This window comes from Clostridium estertheticum subsp. estertheticum, assembly GCF_001877035.1.
GTDB classification, from domain to species: Bacteria; Bacillota; Clostridia; order Clostridiales; family Clostridiaceae; genus Clostridium_AD; species Clostridium_AD estertheticum.
Genome location: NZ_CP015756.1, coordinates 4,453,319 through 4,479,456 on the forward strand (window position 1 = coordinate 4,453,319; position 26,138 = coordinate 4,479,456).

Genomic DNA, 26,138 nt, shown 5'->3' on the forward strand with positions numbered 1-26,138 from the left:
CCTGTCCTCCAGTGTTAATGTGGGGATGGTTAACGACTATCCCATATTTTCTATTGTTTTACTTCCACTGCTTCATCTGAGCTAAAAGAGTATATGTATCTCTCTTTAACATCTACTTTCAGTGTAACTTCAAGTGCTTTTGCATAATAATCAAGCTGAGACTTATATTTGTCAATTAGTAAGTTTACCTCTCCATTTTTCACGAAGTCTGTTTTATAATCCACAAGTATTATCTGCCCATTTTCCTCAAAATAACAATCAATTATCCCTTGAAGTATTATTTGCTCATCTCCATATATTTCTACAGGAAGACTTTTATCTATATCAGTACTACTAATTTCCATATGGAACGGAACCTCTCTTTTCAATTGGTTTAGAGCATATGCTTTTATCATTCTTTGCCCAAGTAAAGTTTTAAATAACTTTCCTAACTTATCTATACGGACAGCCTTGCCCTCTTCTTTGGATAATAACGATTTTTCTACAAGGATTTGAACTTGTGCTTCTATTTCAGTGGATGTTGTCACTTTAGTTAGGTCTAATCTTTGAAGTACTGAATGCATTGCAGTTCCTTTTTCAGCTGGCGATAAGCCCTTTACTTCTTCTAGGAATTTTGGTTTGTTTATAAGTCTTGGTGCATACATATTGCCAGAACCGATCTCCGTTAGCTCAACGTTGAACTTCCTTTTAAGCTCTGTTACTGTAAGTACTGTAGGCATTTTTGTAGACTTCTCGTATTTATAAACAAAGCCTAACCTCTTTTCTATCTCTGACATCAATTTTTCTTCAGATGATTTTTGATATAATAATTCTTCCTGCGATAATTTATCATCTAATAATTTATCATATATAGATTTTTCCTTAAGAATACTAAGCCTTTCCTCTGCACTAACAAGAGTTTCCTCCTCCAGTTGCTCATCTTTCTTTATATGTTCTCTATTCCAAAAACGCACAATGAAATTTGAAGGATCACTTAGGAGATGTAAATTTTCATCCCCTATTTGTATACGCTCCCTTAGAGGTTTTCCATCAACATGCCTAATTACTGCAGGTATTATCCAATCTAAATAGCTTTTTCCTTTTAATATTTCATATTCCCCTAGCTTTTCACTGCTCTCGTCTAAGCTTGAACTCATTCTAGATAGATTTTTATCTATATTTCTAATTGAGCCAGTTATTATTAGTTTTTCCTTTGCCCTTGTTAAAGCTACATATAATACTCTCATTTCCTCAGCTAAACTTTCTATTTTTATTGTCTTTTTTAGTGCTTGCTTTAGTACTGTAGGATACGAAATTCTTCTAATTGGATCCACATAATCTGGCCCATACCCTAATTCATAATGAAATAATATACTCTTATTTATATCCATCAAATTAAAGTTTTTCCCCATTCCACTTAGAAATACTACAGGGAATTCTAGTCCCTTACTTTTATGAATGCTCATTATTCTGACTACGTTCTCATTCTCACCTAAGGTTTTAGCGCTACCCATGTCACCACTGCTTACTTTTAGCTTATTTATAAAGTTTATAAAATTAAACAATCCCTTATAACTTGTCTCTTCATATTGCCTTGCCCTTTGAAAAAGCACTCTTAAATTTGCTTGTCTTTGAGTGCCTCCTGGCATGGCTCCTATATAACCGTAATAACCAGTGTCCGTGTATAAATACCAGATGAACTCATCGATAGGCATATATGTGCATATGTCTCTAAAGTAATCCAATTTCTTTAGGAATCTTTTAAGTTTTTTATCCAAAGAATCTAGCTGTTTATCTTCTAAGTCGCAATTTTTATCCCCAATCTCTAATTTTTTATCCCCAGATTGATCTTCTTTATCCTCAGACCGTGTATCTTTAAAATCAACGAAATTTACCATTGCCTCATAAAAACTTACTTCCCTTTGCCCTATTCTTATATCACCTAGTTCCTCTGAGGTAAACCCTCCTATTGGGGAACGTAGTACTGAGAGCATTGGTATATCCTGCCTTGGGTTATCTATAATTTGAAGAAGACTCATAATTACTTGAATTTCTACGGTGCTAAAATAGCCTGTCCCTGTATCTGCATAAACTGGTATATTCTCAAGCTTTAATTGCGCGAGGAAAGAGGGTGCCCAAGCTGAGGTTGCACGAAGTAATATTACAATATCTTTATAGTCAACATCCCTATATTCTTTAATGTTTTTGTCATAAACTTTAAAAGCTTCGGTTTTACTCCCTTGATAATCCCTATGCGCCATTAATTCTTTTATTCTTTTTGCCACAATTCTTGCTTCAAGTTCAATGTTCGTTGGAGTTTCATCCTCATTTATGTTTACTTGGCCCCCACTTTCCTCTTCATTTTCGTCATTTTCTGAGTCCTTAATCTCTTTTTCAATAAGATGTAGTTCCACGGGGCCACCCACTATTCCTTGCCCAACTAATTCATCAAAATGCGCTCCTAAATTTAATGCTTCTTCATCTGTATAATCAAGATCTCCAATATTTTTGCACATTATTTGTTTGAAGATATAATTCACAGCATTTATAACTGTCTCTCGACTTCTAAAGTTTTTGTATAAGGTTATTTTTCTTGTTTTCGCACCTTCATCTTTAGAATAGCTATTATACTTGCCTAAAAAAAGCTCTGGCCTTGCTTGACGAAATCTATATATACTTTGTTTTACGTCTCCCACCATAAATACATTTGGAGATCCAATTTTTTCTCTTGAAATTATATTTAGTAAAGTTTCCTGCACCATGTTGCTATCTTGATATTCATCTATCAAAATTTCTTCATATTTATTCCTTAGCCCTATTGCTACTGAGGAAGGTTCTGGTTTTCCATCATCGCCTAAAACCACCTCCCCCTCCTCATCTTTTTTCATTAATATGTCGAGGCAGTAATGCTCAAAGTCATTAAAATCAATAATTGATCGTTCCTTTTTCTTTTCTCTGTACTTTTGTTGTAAATCTATAACAAGTTGAGATAATTCCATCATAAGTGGATATAATTCTCTTATATCTTCTAAAGAATCTTCTGAATTTGCATTCATTACTTGCTTTTGTAGTTCTTGTAATTGTTTTTTCACCTTATTTCTTATCTCTTGAACGACCTTTTGTTTTTCCTTGTCCTTGCATGCCTTTATACTAGGAAGTTTTGCAAAACTTAGCTCTTCAAAAGTTGTTGCCAAATTTTCAAAACAGTTATTCGCTGCACTTAAAAGATCCGCAATTAGAGCTAAATCCGACTTGAATACCTCATTATATAAAATTATAGCCTCATTGTCTTCTACATTTTTTAATGCTTTAACCATTACTTTTTCTATTCCTAGTAATTCTATTTTAGTATCATCCATTAAAACTTTTGCCCAAGGGGTATCGCTAAAGCTTACCCCATCTTTAATGTTAAAATTCTCAGCTGAATCTATTAGCCATTTATCTGGATCCGTTGAACTCATAGCAAAATTATAAAGGCTTAGAACTATTCCTTGAAGACCTAAATCCTCTTTATTGTTGCTATAAGCTTCAACCAGCTTTAAGAAAGTATTGGATTCTAGATTAGGAAATTTAGGGGTTAAAGGTATATCCGAAGAACTATTTTCTACTTCGCTCTTATTTTCGTCTTCAATTGCTATATACCTATCTTCAAATAATTCCTCTAAAGCTTCTTGCTTAAGAAGCACTGCTTCTGTTCCATCTGCTATTCTAAAATTAGGATCTAAATCTACCACATGAAAATTATTACGAATAACCTCAAGGCAAAATGAGTGAATAGTTGTAATGCTAGATTTATTTAACAATGTTAATTGTCTTTGTAGTAACTTGCTTTGTGGCTTATTATGAAGTTCCTTCGAGATCGCAGCAGCTATTCTCTCCCTCATTTCAGATGCAGCAGCATTGGTAAATGTAACTACTAGAAGCTTATCTATATCTGTAGGTCTGTCCTCATCTGTTACTATTTTTATTATTCTCTCAACTAGTACTGCAGTTTTACCTGAACCTGCAGCTGCAGCTACTAGGATATTGCAATCCCTTGTTAAAATAGCTTTTTGTTGATCATCCGTCCAAGTAACATCTGATTTCACTTCATTAATTTCATTATCATTTTTTATCATTATAACTCTCCACCCCACCTTCTTTTATATCTTCGCTTGCTTCATTTGATAAGAGCTCCCATATTTCCTTGTCCTTCCTATTCTTTATTATCTTATAAGTATTTTCTTTTAATGTAGGGTCAAATTGGCAAATAGCCGTATACTCACAATAACTACATGGTGTAATATCCTTTTTCTTATATGGTTTTATGTCTATTTCTCCAGAAAGCATTCCTTCACAAGTTTTTATAAGATTCTCCTTTACATGATTAAGCAGCATATCAAACTGCTCCTTAGTTGCAACTGATGATCTTGATCCTAATTCTCCATTTTTCTTAATGGATGCTGGCACAACTAGGGATGCACCTTCTATCTTTCTATCCATCTCCCTAATTATCTTAGTATCTGCTAGTAGCAACCCCTTCATTTTTAATGCTTTCATTATAGCTTTTTCTAATTCTTCCTCATCTAAATTATTTTTAGCCTTTATAACTGGGTCGTCTATTTTAAAATATAGTATACCGGCTGGAAAAATTGGCTCATCCACGCTTTTATTTGGTATAGCACTTTCTTTAGATAAAGCTTTCTCATTTCTAAGCATAGCATCCAAGTAAGTAAGTAACTGTATTTGAAGACCATAATATACATCAGATAATTTAAAATCCTTATTTCCAGATTTATAGTCTATTATCCTATAAAATTCTTCTCCCTCATTTATTAGCTTATCCACCCTATCAATTCTACCAACTAAATTTACGGTTTCACCTGTTGATAAATCTACTTGTATCGGCGGATAATCTCCCTCATTATTGCCAAAGGACACTTCATAACCAAAAGGTTCAAAGCCACTATTTTTCATCTGCTCAACTATTACGTAGATAGTTTTCTTTAAAACTCTTTTAAGTCTCTCCGTAAAGTACTTGTACCTAGGGGTACTGTTTAATATATACCCACTTGTACCCGTTTCCGCTTCTTTTTCTACAATATTTCCTATATTTTCCTCACACCAATCCCTATCAAGATCTGCCCACTTTATTTCACTTTTATCCACAAGTTTTGAAAAATCATCAAGCACGCTGTGCATAAAACTACCTAAATCCGGGGATGAAAATGTAAAAGTTTTTCTCTCTTTTGCTTTTAATCCATATTGAACAAAATATGCAAAAGGACATTCTTCATATTTTTCTATTCTAGATACACTAAAGTAATTTTTTTCTCCATAAAGTTGTTTTACTTTTTCTTTTTCAAGCATTTTCACTTCATTTTTATAGTCAAATCCTTGAAAAATGGTATTACTTTTTTCTCTCCATAATGGATCCTTTTGATACCATTTATAAACCGCGATCCAAAGTGGTGATATACAACCTTGCTCTAAATATCTTCTAAGCGCAAATATTAAATCATTAAATGTTGGTACTTTAGCACACACCTGATAAAAATCGCGTAACACATGTCTATCAAGTGCTTCATGTGCATTTCTTAATTTTTCCTTATTATGAGAGCCATCATTACTAAGAGTTATATTACTTTCCTCTATTAGATTTTTAAATAAGGCTTTAAACCTTGTTATTATAATAGAGGCCCTTAAAGTTTTACCTTCATAATCTGCTATAGGATAAGTTATATTTAAATATTTACTTGGAATGCTTATCGTTGCGTAGATTAAATACTGCTCATTAAACACCTCAGTTTTTGTGTCATTTGCAAGCTCCACACCCTTTTCTTTTAAAATCATTCTGTCGCTATCTGTAAATATCCCCTCTTCCTTACTTGCCTTTGGGAATACTCCATCATTTACCCCTATAATGTATAACGCTTTTATATCATGACTTTTTACACGCTCAACACTACTAATTGTTACTCCATCAAGCGCCGGTGGAATAAGCCCCATTTGATGTTTGCTAAATCCCATGGAAAGTACTTTTACGAAATCTTCAAGAGATAGGGTTTCTTTGCCAATAACCTCTACCATCTGATCCAGTAATTCCATAACTAGATTCCATATTTTACTGTACTCAGTGACAAGCTCCTGATCACCTTCTGCTTTAAAACCTTCTATCCATTCCTCTAAGGTTTTATATACATTTATAGACTCTAGGAATTCAAATAGAGTTGTACATATCTTTGTGACGGTCCCGCCCCCTTTTAATTTCTCCTTAAATTGTAATAATGGTATAATTATTTTGTCCCTGGTTTCATTTAATATTTTAATTGTAGACTCTACTTTTTCAGTTTCATCCTCACTTGCCTTATCATTGTTATAATAATTTCTAAAATAGTAATTTATTTTTTCCTGCCATAAATCGATTTCTGTCCATTTTCTTTTACCCTTTATTCCAGTTGCGATAATAAAGTTTTCTAATATATCTATATGCTGCTTTTTTATATCTAAAAGCCCTGTTTTAAGATACCTAAACATTGCTTCATAACTAAAGTTTTTAGTGAAAATCTCAATAGCTCCAGTTATTAAAACTATTAAAGGGTTACTTGTTATATCTTTTTTCTTGTCTATAAATAAAGGAATATTGTATTCCGTAAATACTGCTTTAACTAATTTCTCATAGGTTGGCAGATCTCTAGTAATCACTGCTATTTTGTTAAATCTTATATTCTCATCTCTACATATTCTTAAGATATCCCTAGCTACATATTCTACTTCACTGTAACCATTAAGAGCTTTAAATATCTTTATATTTTCACATTTCTTAACTAATGGTGTATACGGAAATGTAAAATAATTATTCTCAAGAAATGAAAGCTCGACATTATCTTTAAATTTACATTCTTTATTTCCTTGTAATTCTATAGGCGCTTCTATGCTTGTCCCACTATCCTGGGCTAAACTTAAAAGCTTATCTTCCGTAAACTTTATAGAATAAAATGCATCAGAGGGCTCCATAAATTTTGAATGTTCTGAGCTTTTTAATGGCAATGTTATATTTATTCTTTTAGCCTTTTTATATAATTTTTCTAGTACTTCATACTGCTGTGGTGTAAATCCTGTAAATTCATCAAGCCAGAACTCTGCTCCATCAAAAATGTTACATTCATCAAGTCGACTACATAAACGAGTCAAATCATCGTCAGGATCCACATAGTTTATGTTTAAAATATTATCAAACTCCCCATATATAAGAGATAAATCTATTATCTTATCTATAAGTAATGGGTTCGAACCTAGATCTTCTTTTACCTTATTTATGTCACCAATCGAAATACCATATTTCTTAAACTCAGTGATAACACTAGCTACATTATCTACAAAGCCCTTTTGCCTTGCTGCTCCTTTAAATACCTTGAATTCTTCTCCATTTTTTTGAAGTATACTATGAATAAGCATTGCCTTTCCTGAGGTATCCATAGGTTTAAGGGTTATGCCTCCAACTTCACTAAATACTTTGTATGCTAATCTATTAAAACTGAGTACTTGGACATTTTTTATTCCTGTTGATCCAACTACTTTTATAAGATTCTTTTCAGCTTGAAAAGAGAATTGTTCTGGGACCAAAAGTACTAGTGGTTTTTCAATTTCTTCCTTTTGCTTGCGTCTTATATCATCTAAGCAGAAAGTACTTTTCCCTCTCCCAGCTCCTCCATAGATAAATCTCAAACTCACAAAAACACGTCCCTTCCTTTTATATTTTATACGTTATTTATTTTAGTATATCTCTTATATATTATACCATGTATGATTTCTCTTAATGACTAACATCAACTTTTGTTCACAACATGTTAAACACCTCTCGATGCAATAATTACATTAAAATTCATTTATATACGATTATTGCATACAATGTATTAAGCGGCTAAGATGAATACATAAAACTTCATTTAAAGTATTATTATGCATACTATAATTGCTGTACTATATTGTTTATAAAAGGACTAAAAGGAGGTATACAGTGTATCATTTAAAAAATTTTTCTGAAGTTGAAGTAAACAACCTATTAGAAAAGATATTAGAAAAATATGATGATATTTGCAAATGCGAAAAGTGCAAATTAGATATTAAGGCCATAGCACTAAACTCTTTAACTACAAAATATACCGTTTCCGAAAAGGGAGAACTATACACGAGTGCCTTAGCTGAAATTAACAAACAGGAAACAATCGATGTTACTACTGCAATTACAAAAGCTATAGAGATAGTATCTACTAATCCAAAACATCTAGTTGACTTTTAGTATCGCCTTTGTAATCATTTACTCATTTTGTGATGGATTACGTGGGATAATTACAATACATTCTAGATAAATTTATATATATAAAAGGATTCATGTAGTGCGTTAAAATATATTAAGCATTACATGAATCCTTTTATTAAATTATTTTATCTATATTTATTTTTGTTTCTACTTTGTGCTTTGAAGTTTAGCTATTATAACCTCTTCCATCTCTACTAGTTTATCTTCTGCAGCTTTTAGAGTTTTTCCTTTAGAGTACATATATATTTTAATTTTTGGTTCTGTACCTGAAGGTCTTACTGCATACCAGCTATCATCATCAAAATAGAATTTTAGTACATTAGATTTTTCTATTCCACTAGGTTCTTCCGAGTTATTCAAGATGTCATAGGATTTCTCAACCTCATAATCTATAAACTTTGTAAGCTTTGAACTACCTATTGTTAATAAATAATCTTTTCTGTACTCCACCATCATTCTAGAAATTCTTTCTTGTCCTTCTATACCTTCTAAAACTAAAGATATTAAGTTTTCTCTATAATATCCAAACTCAACATAAATCTCATTTAATATATCTAATAAAGTTTTACCTTTTGATTTATAATAGGCTGCTGCTTCACATAAAAGCATTGATGCTATAACTGCATCTTTATCACGAACAAAGGTTCCAGCAACATAACCGATACTTTCCTCATATCCAAATATAAATTCAAAGCTATTGTCCTTTTTAAAATCATTGACTTTACCACAAATGTTTTTGAACCCTGTGAGTACTTCGAAAGTTTCTACACCATATTTGGTAGCTATTGCCCTGCCTAGATCCCCTGTTACTAAGGATTTAACTATAGCAGCATTTTTGGGAAGGGTGCCATTTTCTTTCATTCCTTCTATAACATACTTTATGAGTATAGCACCGGTTTGATTACCATTAAAGGCAACATATTCTCCAAGCGTATCTCTAACCATTATAGCAAGTCTATCACAATCTGGATCAGTAGCTATTAACAATTCTGCCCCTTCTTTTTTCCCAAGCTCCCTTGCATATTTGAAGGCTTTTACATCCTCTGGGTTAGGATACCCAACGGTTGTAAAATCTGGATCTGGCTTTTCTTGCTCTGGTACTACTATTATGTTAGTAAATCCTCTCTCCTTAAGGACCCTTCTTACAGGAACATTTCCAGTACCATTTAGAGGAGTGTATACAATTTTTATATCTTTATCTATATTGTCTCTTATAGCTAGCCCCTTTACTTTCTCCATGTACTCATCATCCATAGTTTTTCCAAGGATTACTATTAATCCTTTTTTCTTTGCTTCCTCAATATCCATAACTTTTATAGTGCTAAAGTCTGTAATACTCTTAATTTTTTCTGTTATTCCCTTTGCAGTAGATGATAAAATTTGTGCACCATCTTCCCAATATACCTTGTATCCATTATATTCTTTAGGATTATGACTAGCAGTCACAACAATTCCAGCAGCTGTATGTAACGTTCTTACTGCATAAGATAGTTCTGGCGTAGGTCTTAATTCTTCAAATAAATATGCTTTTATTCCATTTGCTGCTAATACTTGTGCTGCTGTAGCTGCAAATTTAACAGAATAATGCCTGCAATCATATGCTATTGCTACCCCTCTATCCATATACTCTTTTCCATATTCCTTAATATAATCTGCAAGCCCTTGCGTTGCTCTTGAAATAATATATATATTCATTCTGTTAAGTCCAGCACCTAACTTCCCTCTTAGTCCTGCAGTTCCAAACTCTAAATCCATGTAAAATCTGTCTTCAATCTCTTTGTTATCATTTTTTATGGACTTTAATTCTTCTCGTGTCTCTTCATCAAAGTACTTATTATTTACCCATTCTTCGTATCTTTTTATATAAGTCATCCTAAATCACACCTTTCCAAATAATTACCATTTGATTATATTATACAGTATATCCTCCACATTTAAAATATCTAAAAATATATTAGAGTAAAATTTTTACAAATTTTTATTAGAAAGGGTGATTCTTTATGTCCAGAACATTTAGATTAAAAAGCGATGAGTCAATATATCATGTTATGTATGAAAGTATAACTGAGATAAATTTATTCAAGGATACTGAGGATAAGAAAAAATATCTGTCTCTTATAAAAAAATATAATTCTTGTAGACATCCACAATTTTTCGTCGCAATTCGTAAATCTTTATTTATTTTCTAATTATTATTTAATTATTAACCATCCCATGCCATCTTTTTCTAACAATTAATACAGTTAGTACTTAAAAACTTTTCTTCAATTTCACATGCCGATAGGGGTCTACTAAAATAATAACCCTGTATTTGATTACATCCCATTCCTTTTAATAGTTCAATTTGATTCTTTGTTTCTGCCCCTTCTGCAATTACGTCGAGTCCGATTTTTTGTGCAAGTAATATTATCCCATCTACAATAACCTTTTCTCGCTCATTTGTATCGATATTATCTATAAAGGACTTGTCTATCTTCAGCGTATTTATAGGTAGGCGTTTCAAATAACTAAGCGATGAATATCCCGTCCCAAAATCATCTAAAGCAATAGTTATGCCTAATTCCCTTATTGCAGTTAGCAATTTAATGCTGCGCTCAAAGTCCTTCATGAAGATACTTTCTGTAATTTCAAGTTCCACAAACTTTGGGTTAATCTTAGTTTCATTTATAATGTTTTTTAGATTTTCTTCAAAATCATCATTCTGTAATTGAATTCCAGATAGATTTATTGCAATAGTATCATATAAATATCCTTTGCTTTTCCATAAACTATTTTGGAGGCACACCATTTTTATAATCCACTCACCAATAGAAACTATTAGTCCACTTTGCTCTGCAATAGGTATAAACTCCGCAGGTGATACTTTTCCAAGCTTTGCGCTATTCCACCTTAAAAGCGCTTCAAACCCTTTTAATTTATTATTTATAATATCTATTTGCGGTTGATAATACATTTCAAACTCATTATTTTCTAGAGCATTCCTTAATCCCTTTTCTATTTCGGCACGTCTTACAATTATAGAACTCATACTTTCATTAAAAAAAGAATACCTTGCTTTACCATTATTTTTAGCACTATACATCGCGGTATCTGCATTTTTCAATAATATATTAGTATCATAGCCATCATTTGGGAAGATTGCAATACCAATACTTGCCGAAGTATATACATGTTTATTATCTATTCTTATCGCACAATTTAGCAAGCTTTGAAGTTTTACACATAATCTGCTTACTTTAGAATAATCTTTAATACTTTTCATTAAAATAAAAAATTCATCTCCACCTACTCTTGAAACAAGATCTCCCTCTGCCATAGTAGCTTTAATCAAATTTGCAACATTTATTAACAATTCATCCCCATAGGTATGCCCTAAAGTATCATTAACTTCTTTAAAATTATCTAAATCAATAAACAATATAGCAAGTTTAATTTGCTTGTACGTACCCTTTGATTTAATAATCTCATTTTCTAATGTGCTAATAAATAATTTTCTATTAGGTGTATCTGTTAATATGTCATAATATTTTAATTTATTAATCTCTTCTTCAAAATTTCTTTGAATAGCTATTCCTAAAATGGAGCCTACAATTTTAATCGCAACACCTCTTGTATCTCTAAGGCACATACTTCTAATCAAAAACCATCTATTGTCTATGCCATTAAAATTAAGTTTTAATCTACACTGATAGTATAAGATTCCGCCATTAATGAGATCAATAAAATCATTTATTACAATTTCCCTATCTTCCTCTAAGACAAGCTTAATTATATTTTCAATAGGATTTGCTACTTCTTTGTCATATCCAGTAATGTTATTAAATCTATTAGATGAGGAAAACATTTTAGTTGTTAAATCAATTTCCCACATAGCATCATTGGTAGAATCTAATGATAATTTGTATCTTTCCTGGCTTTTTTCAATTATTGCTAATTTTTCATGAATTTCATCATATTGCACCCTCAATTTCTCTTTTACTGCTACCGCTCGTCCACAAGTAACATAGAATTTTTTGTACCTTTTTCCGAATTTACAAAACCGCTCTCTACCTTTTTTAGTTAATATATTTGAAAAAATTATATATGTTCTTTTAATAAATTTACTTATTTTGATTTTGGCTGTTTTTTTTACGTTCACTTATACCCCTCCAGTTATCATGTATGAAACAATTGGTTATATCTTTTATACCTTAAAGTCCATTAATAAGTTTACTACTATATCTATCGTGGAATTTATGTTTTTATTAATGGTCTTTTATAATATAACCTTAATTATCGAATGTAAACGTTTATTATATGTATTAAATAATTTTAGCATAAATTACACATATTTAATAAAACAGTAAATTAATTATACCAATATTTTTACATAATGCACATTAAAGTTATTTGAAAACGAATAAAAATTATTATATTATAAGTACCATAAAACTAGAATAAATTACATATTAATCTTTTTACCTATCTTGACATATATACCGCAAGTGATATAATTAATATAAGCAAATAAATCAATACTACGATGAGGAAAGTAAGCCATGGTACATTTACAGAGAAAGAATACATTAGCTGGAAGTATTCTTAAATGAAATTAGCTGAAGACTACCTCTGAGCGGCTTCAACAAAGCCCGGTAATTCCGTTATAATTATTAAGTGGTTTATTATATAAACAATTTGGGTGGAACCGCGGGAAATTATAATCTCGTCCCAATTCTATAATTAGAATTGAGACGGGGTTTTTTTATTTTTCAAAAATATAAGTTTACAAACTTGTTGATAACATTTTTTATTTTTTCATTTCTATATGAAAAAATTTAAACAAGTATATAAAAGAAAGGAGCAATGTACATGATAAATCTTAAACTAAAAGATGGTTCAATAAAATCTTATGAATCTGAAATAACTGTAATTGAAGTTGCTAGGGATATTAGCGAGGGACTTGCAAGAGTTGCTTGTGCCGGCATGGTAGATGGTGAAACTGTAGATTTACGTTATAAACTCACTAAGGACTGCGAACTTAGTATATTAACTTTTGATAGTGAGGAAGGTAAAAAAGCCTTTAGACATACTGCAACTCATATTATGGCTCAAGCAGTTAAAAGATTATTCCCAAATACTAAACTTGCCATAGGACCTGCTATAGATGGCGGTTTCTACTACGATTTTGATAAACAAGACTCTTTTTCTGCTGAAGATATTAAATTAATTGAAGCAGAAATGAAAAAAATTGTTAAAGAAGACCTGCCTATAGAAAGGTTTGAGCTTCCAAGAGCTGAAGCTATAGCTTTTATGGGTCAATTAGATGAGAATTTTAAAGTTCAGTTAATTGAAGACCTACCAATAGATGCCAGCTTATCTTTCTACAGACATGGCGAATTTACAGATCTTTGTGCAGGTCCTCATTTAATGTCTACAAAATATATAAAAGCCTTTAAACTTACTCAAGTTGCAGGTGCTTACTGGAGAGGCAATGAAAAAAACAAAATGCTTAGCCGTATATACGGAACTGCATTTACAAAGAAATCTGATTTAGATGCTCATATAGAGAAAATGGAAGATGCTAAGAAAAGAGATCATAACAAACTTGGACGTGAACTCAAACTCTTTACTACATCAGAAATGATAGGTCAAGGATTACCTCTACTTATGCCTAATGGCGCAAGGGTAATTCAACTATTACAACGTTTTGTTGAAGATGAGGAAGAAAAAAGAGGTTATGTTCTAACTAAAACACCCTTAATGGCTAAAAGCGAATTATATAAAGTATCTGGTCATTGGGATCATTATAAAGATGGAATGTTTGTTCTTGGTGATGAATCCAAGGGTGAAGACGTTATGGCATTACGCCCTATGACATGTCCATTCCAATTTACAGTTTATAATGCAGATCAGAAAAGTTATCGTGACCTTCCAATTAGATATGCAGAAACCTCAACATTATTTAGGAATGAATCCTCAGGTGAAATGCATGGTCTTACAAGAGTACGTCAGTTCACTATTTCAGAGGGTCATTTAGTTGTTAGACCAGATCAATTAGAAGATGAATTTAAAGGTGTTGTAGATTTAATTCACTTTATGCTCAAGACTCTTGGAATTGAAGATGATATTACTTATAGATTCTCAAAATGGGATCCTAATAATAAAGAAAAATATATTGATAACCCAGAGGCTTGGGCACTAACTGAATCTAAGATGAAAGTCATTTTAGATGATCTTAAAATAGACTATAAAACAGCTATTGGTGAAGCTGCTTTCTACGGCCCTAAACTTGATTTACAGATCAAAAATGTTTTTGGTAAAGAAGATACTATAATTACAGTTCAAATTGATTTTCAACTACCAGATAGATTTAACATGACTTATATTGATAAGGATGGAATTAAAAAACTTCCATATGTTATTCATAGGACTTCTATTGGTTGTTACGAAAGAACACTTGCAACGCTTATTGAAAAATATGCTGGCGCTTTCCCAACTTGGCTTGCACCACTTCAAGTTAAAGTATTACCTATTTCTGAGAAATATCATGATTATGCAGAAACAGTAGTAGCAAAACTTAAAAAATCTAAAATTAGAGTAGAAGCTGACTTTAGAGCAGAGAAAATTGGGTATAAAATTCGAGAAGCTCGTAATGAAAGAGTTCCTTTCCTACTAATAGTTGGAGAGAAAGAAGCAGAACTAAACGAAGTTTCTGTTAGAAGTCGTAAAAATGCTGATGAGGGTGCAATCGCACTAGACTCATTTATTACAAGAATTAAAGACGAAATCGATACTAAATTATTATAGTAGGTAAATTATTATAACAAAATAAGGCAGTACAAGATAAAATCTTGTGCTGCCTTATTAATAAATTGTTATAATAGAAAACTTCTCCAGTGTGACTTGCAATATGAGCTTGAAACGTGAAATTTCATTAAGACATTCTAATCTTTTACGAATATAAAATTCTAAATGGAATTCCAATGTTACTGCACTTCTTATTGCAACTCAATCTGGAGAAAATTATACTATGATATATCTAGTGGGCTAGCGAATATATCCTGCCCATAATGAAAGAGGCCAGTACAAGATATAATCTTGTACTGGCTCTCTTTCATTACAAAAATCTATTTTTGAATTTTGAAAGAACTTTTTAAAGACACTATTCTATTAAACACTAATTTTTCTGCTGTTGTGTATTTATTATCCACATTAAAATATCCATGTCTAAAGAATTGGAATTTGTCATTTGGTTTTGAATCTTTCATATTTGGTTCTATAAATCCTTGTAAAATTTCTATAGAATTTGGATTTATTTGATCTAAGAATGTTTTTCCGTCTTCTTGCTCATCATCTAAAATTAAGGGTTCATATAATCTAAATTCTGCTGGAAGTGCATTTATTGCATCTACCCAGTGGATTGTTCCTTTAACTTTTCTTCCTGTAAATCCACTACCACTCTTAGTCTCCACATCATAAGTACAATGTAGTTCGGATACATTTCCCTCTGCATCCTTAACCATTTCATTGCACTTAATAAAATATGCTCCTTTTAGTCTTACTTCATTACCCACAAATAATCTGAAGTATTTCTTTATTGGATTTTCCATGAAATCTTCTCTTTCTATATATATTTCTCTTGAGAATGACACCTGACGAGTTCCCATTGATGGATCATCTTGATTGTTCTCAATTTGAAGCATTTCAACCTGAGATTCTGGGTAATTTGTTATAACTACTTTTAAAGGTCTTAAAACAGCCATTGTTCTAGGTGTTTTAGGGCTTAAATCTTCTCTTATAAAGTGCTCAAGCAATTGACCATCTACTTTACTATTAGCTTTTGCAACTCCGATTTCCCTACAAAAATTACGTATAGATTCTGGTGTATAACCCCTACGTCTAAGTCCAGCTATAGTTGGCATACGTGGATCATCCCATGAATCTACTACCTGTTCATCTACTAATTGCTTAAGGTTTCTTTTACTCATTACTGTATTTGTTATATTTAATCTTGCAAACTCAATCTGCCTTGGAATACTTTCCATTTCACAATTATTTACAACCCAATCATATAGAGGCCTGTGATCTTCAAATTCTAAAGTGCAAATTGAATGTGTAACTCCCTCAATTGCATCTTCTATTGGATGTGCATAATCATACATAGGATAAATACACCATTTATCCCCCGTATTATGATGAATTGCATGCGATATACGATAAATTACTGGATCTCTCATATTTATATTAGGAGATGTCATATCAATTCTAGCTCTTAAAACCTTTGCTCCATCAGGGAATTCACCTTTTCTCATACGATCAAATAAGTCTAGATTTTCTTCGATTGTTCTATTTACGTATGGGCTAACTTTGCCAGGTTCTCTTAAAGTACCTCTGTACTCTTTCATTTCATCAGCTGTTAAATCACAGACATAAGCTTTACTTTTTTTTATTAATAACACGGCACGCTTATACATCTCATCAAAATAATTAGATGCAAAAAACAAATTATCCCACTGAAATCCGAGCCATTTAACGTCTTCTTCTATAGATTTAACGTACTCTTTATCCTCTTTCGCTGGATTAGTATCATCAAAACGTAAGTTAGTCGTACCGCTAAATTCATCTGCTAACTGAAAATTTATAATAATTGATTTTGCATGCCCTATATGCAAATATCCGTTTGGCTCAGGTGGAAAACGAGTAATTATTTTTTTATGTTTTCCTGTTTCTATATCTTCCATAACAATGTTTCTTATAAAATTTGATGAACTGGTCTTAGTTTCCATGTTTGACACCTTCCTTTTAATCTAGCAAACTTTTAATATCCCCTACCGTAATCCAGATTACTCGAGAAAAGACTTCCACATAACAATCTTACTCGTAAATCTGATTGCGAGTAAGGTTGGATGCAAGTAAGCCAAATCACATGTAAGTTCAGTCGCTTGTAAGTTTTATGTATATCTACTAAATATATCACAAAAACAGATTTTTTCCTAGGATTTAAACGTTCCATGGCATTAAATATTAAGTTTTTCAAATTATATTTATAGTCTTGCCATATTAACCAAATTCTAGTTTATTAATACCAATCTTAATTAAATTTTCATTTAAATTTATTTTTTGGAGCCATATACGAGAATTTTCATACCTATCTCCCATACACCATATCAATTACTCTTTGACATTTTAATGCATCATCAAAATCAGCAGCTATGCTTTCATATGAATTATCATAAATCTTATTTGCGAAGTTTATAAGTGACGCTGTATGACAATTTTGGAAATATCCCAAAGAATTTCTTTTATCCGCATAGAATTTTAATAAGTTATCCCCTGCTGCTACATTTTTTATCTCCGTTGAATTACTTTCATAACTATATACTTCAATTTCATAAGGATTATTAAAACTAATCTTTATGCTACCAAGGCTTCCATAAACTACGTAATCATCTGTTTGTTCTCTTTCAGTAAATACCCTTGAAACCTCAAGGCTTCCAATTACACCATTTCTCAATGTAAATTCACAATTTGTAATTTCATCCACTTCTGATCTTTCTTTAAAGAAAATTCTAGATTTTGCATCTACTCCTTTTATATCACCCATAGTAAATTGTATCATGTCAATTAAGTGGACACCTAAGTCGAGTAATGCACCCCCACCAGAATTTTTTCCAGTTCTCCATGTATCCTTTTTCTTTTCATTTAAATAACTATCATGATAAGTTCTCACTTTAAAATCTATAACCTTGCCTATTGTCTCTTTTTCAAGCTCTATTTTTAGCAATGACAAAGCTGGCATAAATCTATAAACCAGAGCTACAGAATTTTTTATATTATTTTCCTTAACAAGTCTTTCCATTTCTATTGCATCTTTAAGATTTGTGGCTAGTGGTTTTTCACAGTAAATAGCTTTGCCGTATTTTACTGCCTTTACCACATTGTCAAAATGGACATTATTTGGTGTACATATATCAATAAAATCAACCTCTTCATCCTTAAGTACTTCTTCAATGTCTGTAACATTTATAACTCCACTAATAGGAAGAATCATAGGGTCCCTAGTTACAATATATTTTAAATTTAGCTCATAAGGAAGTGAAAACCTTAAATTAGCATCATAAACTGCTAATGAATGTGTTTTTGCTATCCCACCAAATCCTATCATTGCAAAATTTATTTTTTTCATAAATTTATACCTCGCTCTCATATTAATATCATTTTAAAAAAATACCACTAAAAATATTTATTTACTATAATTTTAGATTAGCTCTACATTCATCTTTTCTAATTCGGTGCGGATTTTTTTATCCGGAACTTCATCTACAATAATAACATTTACATCAGAAATTTCTGCAAATTTATAAGTTGCATCATAATAAAACTTCTTGTTTTCTATCACTAAATACACTTTTTTCGCTGAACTAATAATAGCTTTTTTTGTGTTTCCATCTTCAATATCATAGGTTGTAATACTTTTATCAAACATATTAACTCCACAACTACCTATAAACGCTCTATTTACCTTGTGCTTTGATATACACTCAATAGCTGACGATCCTACAAAACCATTTACTTCTTTATTAAAAACTCCACCAGTGCCTATTACGTCCACATGATCACATTTTGAAAATGTTCTAATAATATCAATCATGTTAGTTATAACTAGGAGCTTTTTATTTCCTTTTGCAATTTTCTCTGCAATTAATATATTTATGGATGATATATCTAAAAAAATTGTTTCTCCGGGCTTTATAAGTTCAAAAGCCTTTTCTGCAATTTTTATTTTACCTTCTAAATTAATATTTACTCGTCTCAAAATATCATCATGTGGTGCAAACTGCCTATTTAGTACCCCTCCACCGTATGTTCTTTTAATGATTCCTTGTTTTTCCAAAGTTTTTAAATCTTTTCTTATACAATCCTCTGTTACATCAAACCTTTTACTTAGTTCCTTTACAACTACCTTTTGATTTTCATTTAACAACTGGATGATTTTCTCGGCCCTCTCCTGTGCAAACATAGTATCCCACCTTACCCCATTAATCATTCATTAATTATTTAGTGAAAACTTTTTACGTTAATTATTATTTTAGCACCTAAAATAGCAATAATTTATTTGTAATTACATATTGAAATTCTATTAATTTCATTATACAATAGGAATAAACAATAAACAATAATAACAAACAATAAATTGTTAACAAAATAATTGATACTATTTGCGGAATTTTTAAGAATACAATTTTGAATATAGTTTAAAATATAAAATGAGGTGCTAAAATGAAAAAGATATTATTAACCGGTGGGAATGGTTTCTTTTGTACAAGATTTGCTACCAAATATATAAACACTTATGAAATACTCTCAGCAAGTTCGTCTATGCTTGATGTCACTGATGAATCTAATGTTACTGAAACCATTAAAAAATTTAAACCAGACTATGTTATTCATGCAGCTGCTATCGCAAACACGGAATTTTGCGATAAAAATCCTGAGTTAGCCTATAAAATTAATGTTACAGGGTCAATTAATGTTGCAAAAGCCTGCAAAGAATTCAAAGCAAAAATGATATTTCTTAGCTCTGAGCAAGTTTTTAATGGGAATGTTGAACCTGGTCCATATTCAGAAGAGGTTACCCCGCGCCCAAGCACCGTGTATGGTGAAAATAAACTAGAAGCTGAAGGAATACTTAAACAAACATTAGATGAACTTTGGATTTTAAGATTTACTTGGCTCTTCGGTCTTCCAGAACGAAATTGTAGTTTATCACCCAACATACTTTTGGATACCTTGTCTAGTATTTTAAAAGGTAAAAAAATAAAGGCTACCCCAAATGAATATAGAGGGTTAACTTATGTTTATGAAGTAATTGATCAATTTCCACAAATATTTAATCTTCCTTATGATACCTATCACGTTGGAAGCCAGAACAGTTTAAACCGTTATGATATATGTTCTTTAATATTAAAAGAAGTTGGGTTAGAACATAGAATAGATGAATTATTAGAAAAAGACTACGATAAATATAAAAACCATTCGCGTGATATAAGGTTATGTACAGATAAAATTAATAATTATAATATAAATTTTTCAGAATCAAGCGATGGAATTAAAAAATGCTTAAAAGAATTCAGCTTAAAATTATAATAAATCACAGATAAATATGTTATACTATTTACATACTGCATTTCATGGTGTATAGAAAACATTTACAAATTTTGCATTATAGATACAGTTACTATGACTTTAACGATCGATTCTTATAAAATCAGAATCTTCCTTATATTTTTATGATATCAGGAAAGTTATAAGTGATGAATAAGTATTTAAATTTTAGGAGGCTATATTAATGGAAAAAACGGTTAAAATATTAAATGAACAAGGGTTACACGCAAGACCAGCTTCTATCTTTGTAAAAACTGCAAGTAAATTTAAGTCTACTGTTAGTATCGTACATGGTACTGGCGTTGCAAATGCAAAATCTATAATAAACATAATGAGTTTAGGACTTAAAAAAGATGAAGAAATTAAAATCGTTACAGAAGGCGCAGATGAAAAAGAAGCTATGGCTGCTTTAGTAAGCCTTGTAGAAACTAAATTTGGCGAAGAATAGTCAAAATTATAATTTAAGATGCTACAGTAAATAAGAATTGATTATCTATTACTGCTCAGATATTTTATGAATTAATATCTGAGTAGTAATATTTTTTTAAGTTACATTGATTTTTATTTGATAATAAAAACTAAAAGGAAATTGACATGCGCTAAGTGCGTGATAATTATTCATTAGCATAAAAAATTGCCTCATAGTATGCATCTGGCAACCACCTTTCATCCAATTCTAGTTGTTTAGAAATTTTTGATACCTCATCCCACTTACCTTCTTCATAATTTATGATTAAATCAAGTAATTTTCTACAATCATTATTACTACACCCTTCTAAAGCACCCTTAACTTCAATTGGTAACAATAATTCCTCAAGTATTTGCTCTAGTGGTACATCCAAAAGTAAATCCACCATAGAAAATAGACCTATCATATAAGCATTAAATGAATTAGCACCTTTTCTAACTTTACATGATATTAGTTCTGAAAACCTTGCCCTTGTTAAGGATTCTATTACTATAATTTCTGGTTTATCCTCACCCATAGTTTTGAAAACTATTAAATATAACCACTTTTTTATTTCTTTTTCTCCAAGGAGTGTCAACGCTTGTTTAATAGACTTTATTTTACTTCTAAAAACATAATTTGCTGAATTTATAAGTTTTAAAAGTTTAAATGATAATGATACATCTTTTTTTATTAACTCTTCTATTTTATCTATATCAAAACTACAACTATTAATTTCCTGTAATAACTTCATATAAACAATCTTATTTTCTGATATTCTTTTTCCTGAAACCATTAGTGGTCTACTAAAATAATAACCTTGGAAGTATGAATACCCAAACGAAACAGCTTCATTGAATTCTTCCATAGTTTCAACTTTTTCTGCTATAAAGTTTATATGGGTGGAGTTCACCTGTTCAATTACTTTTCTTCTCTCATACCCTTTAGTTATTTTAAAATCCACTTTAATTATATCTGCTACCTCTATAAGTTTTATGTACTTGCTTGAATAAACAAAATCATCTAAGGCTATAAGATAACCTTGTTTTTTCAAATTCTTACATAACTCTACTATTTCCTCTGTAGGTTCTATATCCTCTAATATTTCAATTATTACCGTTTTTGGTGGTAAAACCATAAAAATATCTGATTTTAAAATATTTTCAGTAAAATTAATAAACGCTTTTTTACCTCCAGTTACTTCCTGAATTCCTATATTTACAAAACAGTTTTTTATAACTTCAACAGTTGCCTTATCTCCATCTTCTGCTTGGTATATGTTTTTTCCGCTATCTCTAAATAACAATTCATATCCAAGTAATTTGTTAAATTTATCAAGAATTGGTTGCCTTGCTAAAAAAACATCCATACTATCCCTCCATTAAAATACATTTAAGATGTATTATGTTTATTATACATAATATTACACGAATTTACAATATCGCATATAAAATGCAATGTATTTTGTTTACACTATTAATAAAATAAGCAAATTTTAACCTAATATAAATGTTTTAAAATAATAATTAACCCCCGCCTTAATCAAGACGAGGGTTAATTATTATTTTAAGCTTTCATATATCTCAGATAAATTCGCTTCCATACTCTCAAGGTAACCTTTATTATCTTCACTGCTTTCTATTGTATATATCTTTTGTACTTTAGCCCCTACCTCTTTTGCAAGAGTTTCAGAAACTCTAGGACTTGCAAGTTCCTCCATGAAGATCACTTTCACTCCATACTTTTTCGATAACTCGACTATTTTTTTTAGTTTTTGAGGGGTAGGCTCTCCCCCTGCAAATACATCCTCTACACTATTTTGTGTTAACCCAAACTCTCTGCACAAATAACCAAAGGCCGCATGACCGGTAACAAAATTCTTATTTTTTATTCCTGCGAATTTTAAATTATATTCACTATAAAGTTTATCAAGTTTTTTTGAAAATTCCTCATAATTTTTGTCATAATACCCTTTATTCTTTTTATCTGCTTTAACCATTGCATCTTTTATGTTTTTAGTTTGAATTTTAGCGTCTTTTAAGCTAAGCCATATATGTGGATCAAATTGACCATGTTCCTGAACTTCATCACCCTGACTTTTTATTGGATTTATTCCAAGTGACGAATCAACAACAACTAAATTCTTATTATCTATAGCACTTAGAGTTTTAGCGGCCCAGGTTTCCATTCCGAATCCAGAATATACAAACAAATCAGCATCACTTATACTTTTCATATCCTTTATTTTTGGTTCAAAATCATGTGGCTCAACGCCTTCTGGCACTACTGTTTTCACTTGTACTTTATCTTTACCCACAGCCTCTGCAAACTCTTTCAATGGATTAAAAGACACAACTACCTGTAGCTTTGACTTATCACTTTTAACAGTCCCTATAGCTTCTTCTTTGGTATTAAGCGTAGACTTTGAGCATCCAGCTAATGTAAATATAACACATATTAAAAGCATCATACTAATAATTTTCTTCAACGTTTTTTCACTCCTTAAATCATTTCCTTCAATTTACTTATAAATATTAAAAGCCCCTAAAAGACTCTTTTAAGTTATTGCAAATCACTTGCATTTACCCTTATAATATACTCAAGTATTTGTACCTTGTCAATACTTTAATTATTTCCATTATTAATATTATAATTTATGCCTCATCATTCTTATGTAGCATACAAAAAGAGTACGTATTTTTACAATACATACCCTTTTCCATAAATAAACATAAATCATAAAACTTAGCCTTATTATATTTCCATTATTATTGGTATAATTATAGGTCTTCTCTTAGTTTTTATATATAAGAATTGGCCTAAAGCATTCCTAATACTAGATTTTATTACTGCCCATTCTTTAATTTTATTACCTAAGCACTGTTCTAATTCTTTTCGTACAATATCTCTAGCCTCATTAATAAGTTCATTGGATTCTTTCATGTATACGAATCCTCTAGTTATTATGTCTGGCCCTGCAACAATGCTATAAGACTCTCTTTCTATAGTAACTACCACAGTAAGGATACCCTCTTCAGCTAAGTGCTTTCTATCACGAAGCACAATATTCCCAACATCTCCAACGCCAAGCCCATCTACCATTATAGCTCCCGTTTGAATTCTTCCAGCTATTCTACATTCGCTTGGGGCAACTTCTAATATCTGCCCAGTTTCTGCTATAAAAATATTATCAGGACTCATTCCTAACTTTTCTGCAAGTAGCGCATGTTGTTTTAGATGTCTATATTCACCATGTACTGGCATAAAATATTTAGGTCTTACTAATGCGTGCATTAATTTTAATTCCTCTTGACACGCATGACCTGAAACATGAATCTCCTCTGTAGGATTGTATATTACATTAGCTCCCTTTTTAAAGAGTTCATTTATAACATTGTATATGAACTTTTCATTTCCTGGGATAGGAGATGCAGATAAAATAATCAAATCACCCTTTTGTATCTGAATACTTCTATGAGTAGATGCTGCCATCCTAGTTAAAGCAGCTAGTGGCTCACCTTGACTACCTGTAGTTACTATTGTTACCTTATCATCAGGATAGTTATGAAGATCTGCTACAGTAACTATAGCTTCAGCTGGTATATGCAAATATCCTAGATCCATAGCTATTTCAGATATTCTTTCCATACTTCTTCCGCTAAATGCTATTTTTCTTCCGTAGAAAATTGAAGCATTTGCAATTTGCTGTATTCTATGAATATTTGATGCGAATGACGCTACTATAATTCTACCTTCAGCTTTATAGAAAATTTTCTTTAAATTTTCTCCAATTACTTTCTCAGATATAGTAAAACCAGGACGCTCTACATTAGTACTATCAGCCATGAGTAATAAAACCCCTTGACCACCTAATTTTGCAAATCTCTCTAAATCTATAACTTCTCCATCTATTGGAGTATAATCTATTTTGAAATCTCCTGTGTGAATAATTCTTCCAATAGGAGTGTGTATACAAAGAGAGCATGCATCCGCTATACTATGGCTAACTCTTATGAACTCTACACTAATTTTATCAAGCTTAACTATATCCCCAGCTTTTACTACATTTAGTGTACAATCTGCGAGTATTCCATGTTCTTGTAACTTATTCTCTACAAGTCCTAGTGTTAGACATGTTCCATACACTGGTACATTCATCTGTTTTAAAACATAAGGTAATGCTCCTATATGATCTTCATGACCATGAGTTAGGAAAATTCCTTTTACTCTATCTTTATTTTCCAAAAGATATGTTATATCTGGAATAACCAAATCTACTCCATACATATCTACATCTGGAAATGAAATTCCACAATCTATAACAATAATTTCCTCTTTATATTCTATCGCAGTAATGTTTTTCCCAATTTCTCCAAGTCCACCTATTGGGATAACTCTGATTTTGTTTTTACCCTTACTTCTATAATTATTATTCACTATTTCCCCGATTTCTAAATATTAGGCATTCTATCCATCCAATATTTTCGTTCTGTTTACTAAACAAAATGGTAGTATCACAGAATATAATTACTTAGGTCAGTACCGCTTACTACAATTAACATTGATCCTTTAGCCGCGGAGCTGCTCATCTTCTAAAGATGCATTAACCACTTCACAAGGAGCTTTAGATTTCTACCCATAAAATGAGATACCTCCTTATGAAACTTCGTTAATTTACTATTCCAAGTGTTTTTTTCCTATTAACTAACCATAAATCAGGTTTTCACCTACCTTTTCTTTTATATTTTTATTACAACTACTTTATAATGATTTATTTTTGTGAGAGAATAGTTTGTATTTCCGATATCCAAATCTATTTCACATATTGTCATTGTTTCATCATCTTAATATTTTCGATAGTCTCAGCTTTCTCTAGCTTTTCACTATTTCCAATAATTACAGCTATTTTTTCCCTTTCTCCTTCCTTATAAAATTTTTGAATGTTTTTAATGAATTTATATTTTAAAGTGCTGTCTTTTTAAAACACCACTCTCTTTATACATATATTTTTATACTATTATTCATATTTTAAGACTACTCACTGTATGAGTTCTTTATAATTCCCTAATAACTACATTCTATACCAATGCATTATACTAATCCAACGTAATTATACCATATTATATTTGATTATAATATAAAAAAGGTTAAGAATAATTGCAATAGATTAAAATATCACATTATTCAAACTTAAATTACCGTTTTATTTCTCTATTTATACTATACAAGAATAGTAAACATATACAAACCTTACTTATCGTATAA

General features: G+C 31.0%; 15 protein-coding genes and 1 other annotated feature. Of the genes, 5 read left to right on the forward strand and 10 right to left on the reverse strand.

The window, feature by feature from the left end:
* Positions 1-50: 50 nt before the first annotated feature.
* Positions 51-4,097 carry a helicase-exonuclease AddAB subunit AddA gene (gene addA / locus A7L45_RS20660; protein ID WP_071614531.1) on the reverse strand — a complete coding sequence of 1,349 codons (4,047 nt, stop codon included), beginning with the start codon at positions 4,095-4,097 and terminating at the stop codon, positions 51-53.
* Positions 4,084-7,692 carry a helicase-exonuclease AddAB subunit AddB gene (gene addB / locus A7L45_RS20665; RefSeq protein WP_071614532.1) on the reverse strand — a complete coding sequence of 1,203 codons (3,609 nt, stop codon included), beginning with the start codon at positions 7,690-7,692 and terminating at the stop codon, positions 4,084-4,086. Before addB ends, addA begins: the two co-directional genes overlap by 14 nt.
* Positions 7,693-7,978: 286 nt before the next feature.
* Here addB and A7L45_RS20670 point away from each other — a divergent pair, with 286 nt between their 5' ends.
* Positions 7,979-8,260: a late competence development ComFB family protein gene (locus A7L45_RS20670; protein ID WP_071614533.1), complete on the forward strand. Its 282-nt coding sequence runs from the start codon at positions 7,979-7,981 to the stop codon at positions 8,258-8,260.
* Between the two features lie 168 nt (positions 8,261-8,428).
* Here the strand turns inward: A7L45_RS20670 and A7L45_RS20675 are convergent, their stop codons facing one another.
* Entirely contained in the window at positions 8,429-10,153 is a 1,725-nt protein-coding gene (locus A7L45_RS20675) for a phospho-sugar mutase (protein ID WP_071614534.1), read from the reverse strand.
* Between the two features lie 128 nt (positions 10,154-10,281).
* Between A7L45_RS20675 and A7L45_RS20680 the strand changes: the two genes are divergently transcribed.
* The gene (locus A7L45_RS20680) at positions 10,282-10,470 is read left to right on the forward strand and encodes a hypothetical protein (protein ID WP_071614535.1); all 189 of its coding nucleotides are present in this window, start codon (positions 10,282-10,284) and stop codon (positions 10,468-10,470) included.
* Between the two features lie 38 nt (positions 10,471-10,508).
* Here the strand turns inward: A7L45_RS20680 and A7L45_RS20685 are convergent, their stop codons facing one another.
* Positions 10,509-12,419: a putative bifunctional diguanylate cyclase/phosphodiesterase gene (locus A7L45_RS20685; RefSeq protein ID WP_084647540.1), complete on the reverse strand. Its 1,911-nt coding sequence runs from the start codon at positions 12,417-12,419 to the stop codon at positions 10,509-10,511.
* 372 nt (positions 12,420-12,791) lie between these two features.
* Positions 12,792-12,994, forward strand: a binding site (T-box leader).
* A 135-nt stretch (positions 12,995-13,129) separates the two neighbouring features.
* Here A7L45_RS20685 and thrS point away from each other — a divergent pair.
* Positions 13,130-15,067: a threonine--tRNA ligase gene (gene thrS, locus A7L45_RS20690; RefSeq protein WP_071614536.1), complete on the forward strand. Its 1,938-nt coding sequence runs from the start codon at positions 13,130-13,132 to the stop codon at positions 15,065-15,067.
* A gap of 320 nt (positions 15,068-15,387) precedes the next feature.
* Here thrS and A7L45_RS20695 read toward each other — a convergent pair whose 3' ends face one another.
* The 3 genes from A7L45_RS20695 to A7L45_RS20705 form a co-directional block, all read right to left on the reverse strand.
* Complete coding sequence (locus A7L45_RS20695; protein WP_071614537.1) at positions 15,388-17,046, reverse strand: glutamine--tRNA ligase/YqeY domain fusion protein; 1,659 nt, start codon at positions 17,044-17,046, stop codon at positions 15,388-15,390.
* 362 nt (positions 17,047-17,408) lie between these two features.
* Positions 17,409-18,446, reverse strand: a complete 1,038-nt coding sequence (locus tag A7L45_RS20700) for a Gfo/Idh/MocA family protein (RefSeq protein WP_071614538.1) — start codon at positions 18,444-18,446, stop codon at positions 17,409-17,411.
* A 72-nt stretch (positions 18,447-18,518) separates the two neighbouring features.
* Positions 18,519-19,280, reverse strand: a complete 762-nt coding sequence (locus A7L45_RS20705) for a DeoR/GlpR family DNA-binding transcription regulator (protein ID WP_071614539.1) — start codon at positions 19,278-19,280, stop codon at positions 18,519-18,521.
* A gap of 260 nt (positions 19,281-19,540) precedes the next feature.
* Here A7L45_RS20705 and A7L45_RS20710 point away from each other — a divergent pair, with 260 nt between their 5' ends.
* Entirely contained in the window at positions 19,541-20,407 is an 867-nt protein-coding gene (locus A7L45_RS20710; protein ID WP_071614540.1) for an SDR family oxidoreductase, read from the forward strand.
* A gap of 202 nt (positions 20,408-20,609) precedes the next feature.
* Positions 20,610-20,873, forward strand: a complete 264-nt coding sequence (locus A7L45_RS20715) for an HPr family phosphocarrier protein (protein WP_071614541.1) — start codon at positions 20,610-20,612, stop codon at positions 20,871-20,873.
* Positions 20,874-21,039: 166 nt separating this feature from the next.
* Here the strand turns inward: A7L45_RS20715 and A7L45_RS20720 are convergent, their stop codons facing one another.
* The 3 genes from A7L45_RS20720 to A7L45_RS20730 form a co-directional block, all read right to left on the reverse strand.
* Positions 21,040-22,242: an EAL and HDOD domain-containing protein gene (locus A7L45_RS20720; protein ID WP_071614542.1), complete on the reverse strand. Its 1,203-nt coding sequence runs from the start codon at positions 22,240-22,242 to the stop codon at positions 21,040-21,042.
* Between the two features lie 192 nt (positions 22,243-22,434).
* Complete coding sequence (locus A7L45_RS20725; protein ID WP_224616847.1) at positions 22,435-23,361, reverse strand: metal ABC transporter substrate-binding protein; 927 nt, start codon at positions 23,359-23,361, stop codon at positions 22,435-22,437.
* A gap of 266 nt (positions 23,362-23,627) precedes the next feature.
* Positions 23,628-25,310 carry a ribonuclease J gene (locus A7L45_RS20730; protein WP_369700367.1) on the reverse strand — a complete coding sequence of 561 codons (1,683 nt, stop codon included), beginning with the start codon at positions 25,308-25,310 and terminating at the stop codon, positions 23,628-23,630.
* Positions 25,311-26,138: the final 828 nt, after the last annotated feature.

Bases quoted from the DNA above. Each gene is read 5' to 3' on its own strand.
- addA (WP_071614531.1), bottom strand. From the start codon at position 4,097: ATGATAAAAAATGATAATGAAATTAATGAAGTGAAATCAGATGTTACT.
- A7L45_RS20675 (WP_071614534.1), bottom strand. From the start codon at position 10,153: ATGACTTATATAAAAAGATACGAAGAATGGGTAAATAATAAGTACTTT.
- A7L45_RS20680 (WP_071614535.1), top strand. From the start codon at position 10,282: ATGTCCAGAACATTTAGATTAAAAAGCGATGAGTCAATATATCATGTT.
- thrS (WP_071614536.1), top strand. From the start codon at position 13,130: ATGATAAATCTTAAACTAAAAGATGGTTCAATAAAATCTTATGAATCT.
- A7L45_RS20695 (WP_071614537.1), bottom strand. From the start codon at position 17,046: ATGGAAACTAAGACCAGTTCATCAAATTTTATAAGAAACATTGTTATG.
- A7L45_RS20700 (WP_071614538.1), bottom strand. From the start codon at position 18,446: ATGAAAAAAATAAATTTTGCAATGATAGGATTTGGTGGGATAGCAAAA.
- A7L45_RS20705 (WP_071614539.1), bottom strand. From the start codon at position 19,280: ATGTTTGCACAGGAGAGGGCCGAGAAAATCATCCAGTTGTTAAATGAA.
- A7L45_RS20710 (WP_071614540.1), top strand. From the start codon at position 19,541: ATGAAAAAGATATTATTAACCGGTGGGAATGGTTTCTTTTGTACAAGA.
- A7L45_RS20715 (WP_071614541.1), top strand. From the start codon at position 20,610: ATGGAAAAAACGGTTAAAATATTAAATGAACAAGGGTTACACGCAAGA.
- A7L45_RS20720 (WP_071614542.1), bottom strand. From the start codon at position 22,242: ATGGATGTTTTTTTAGCAAGGCAACCAATTCTTGATAAATTTAACAAA.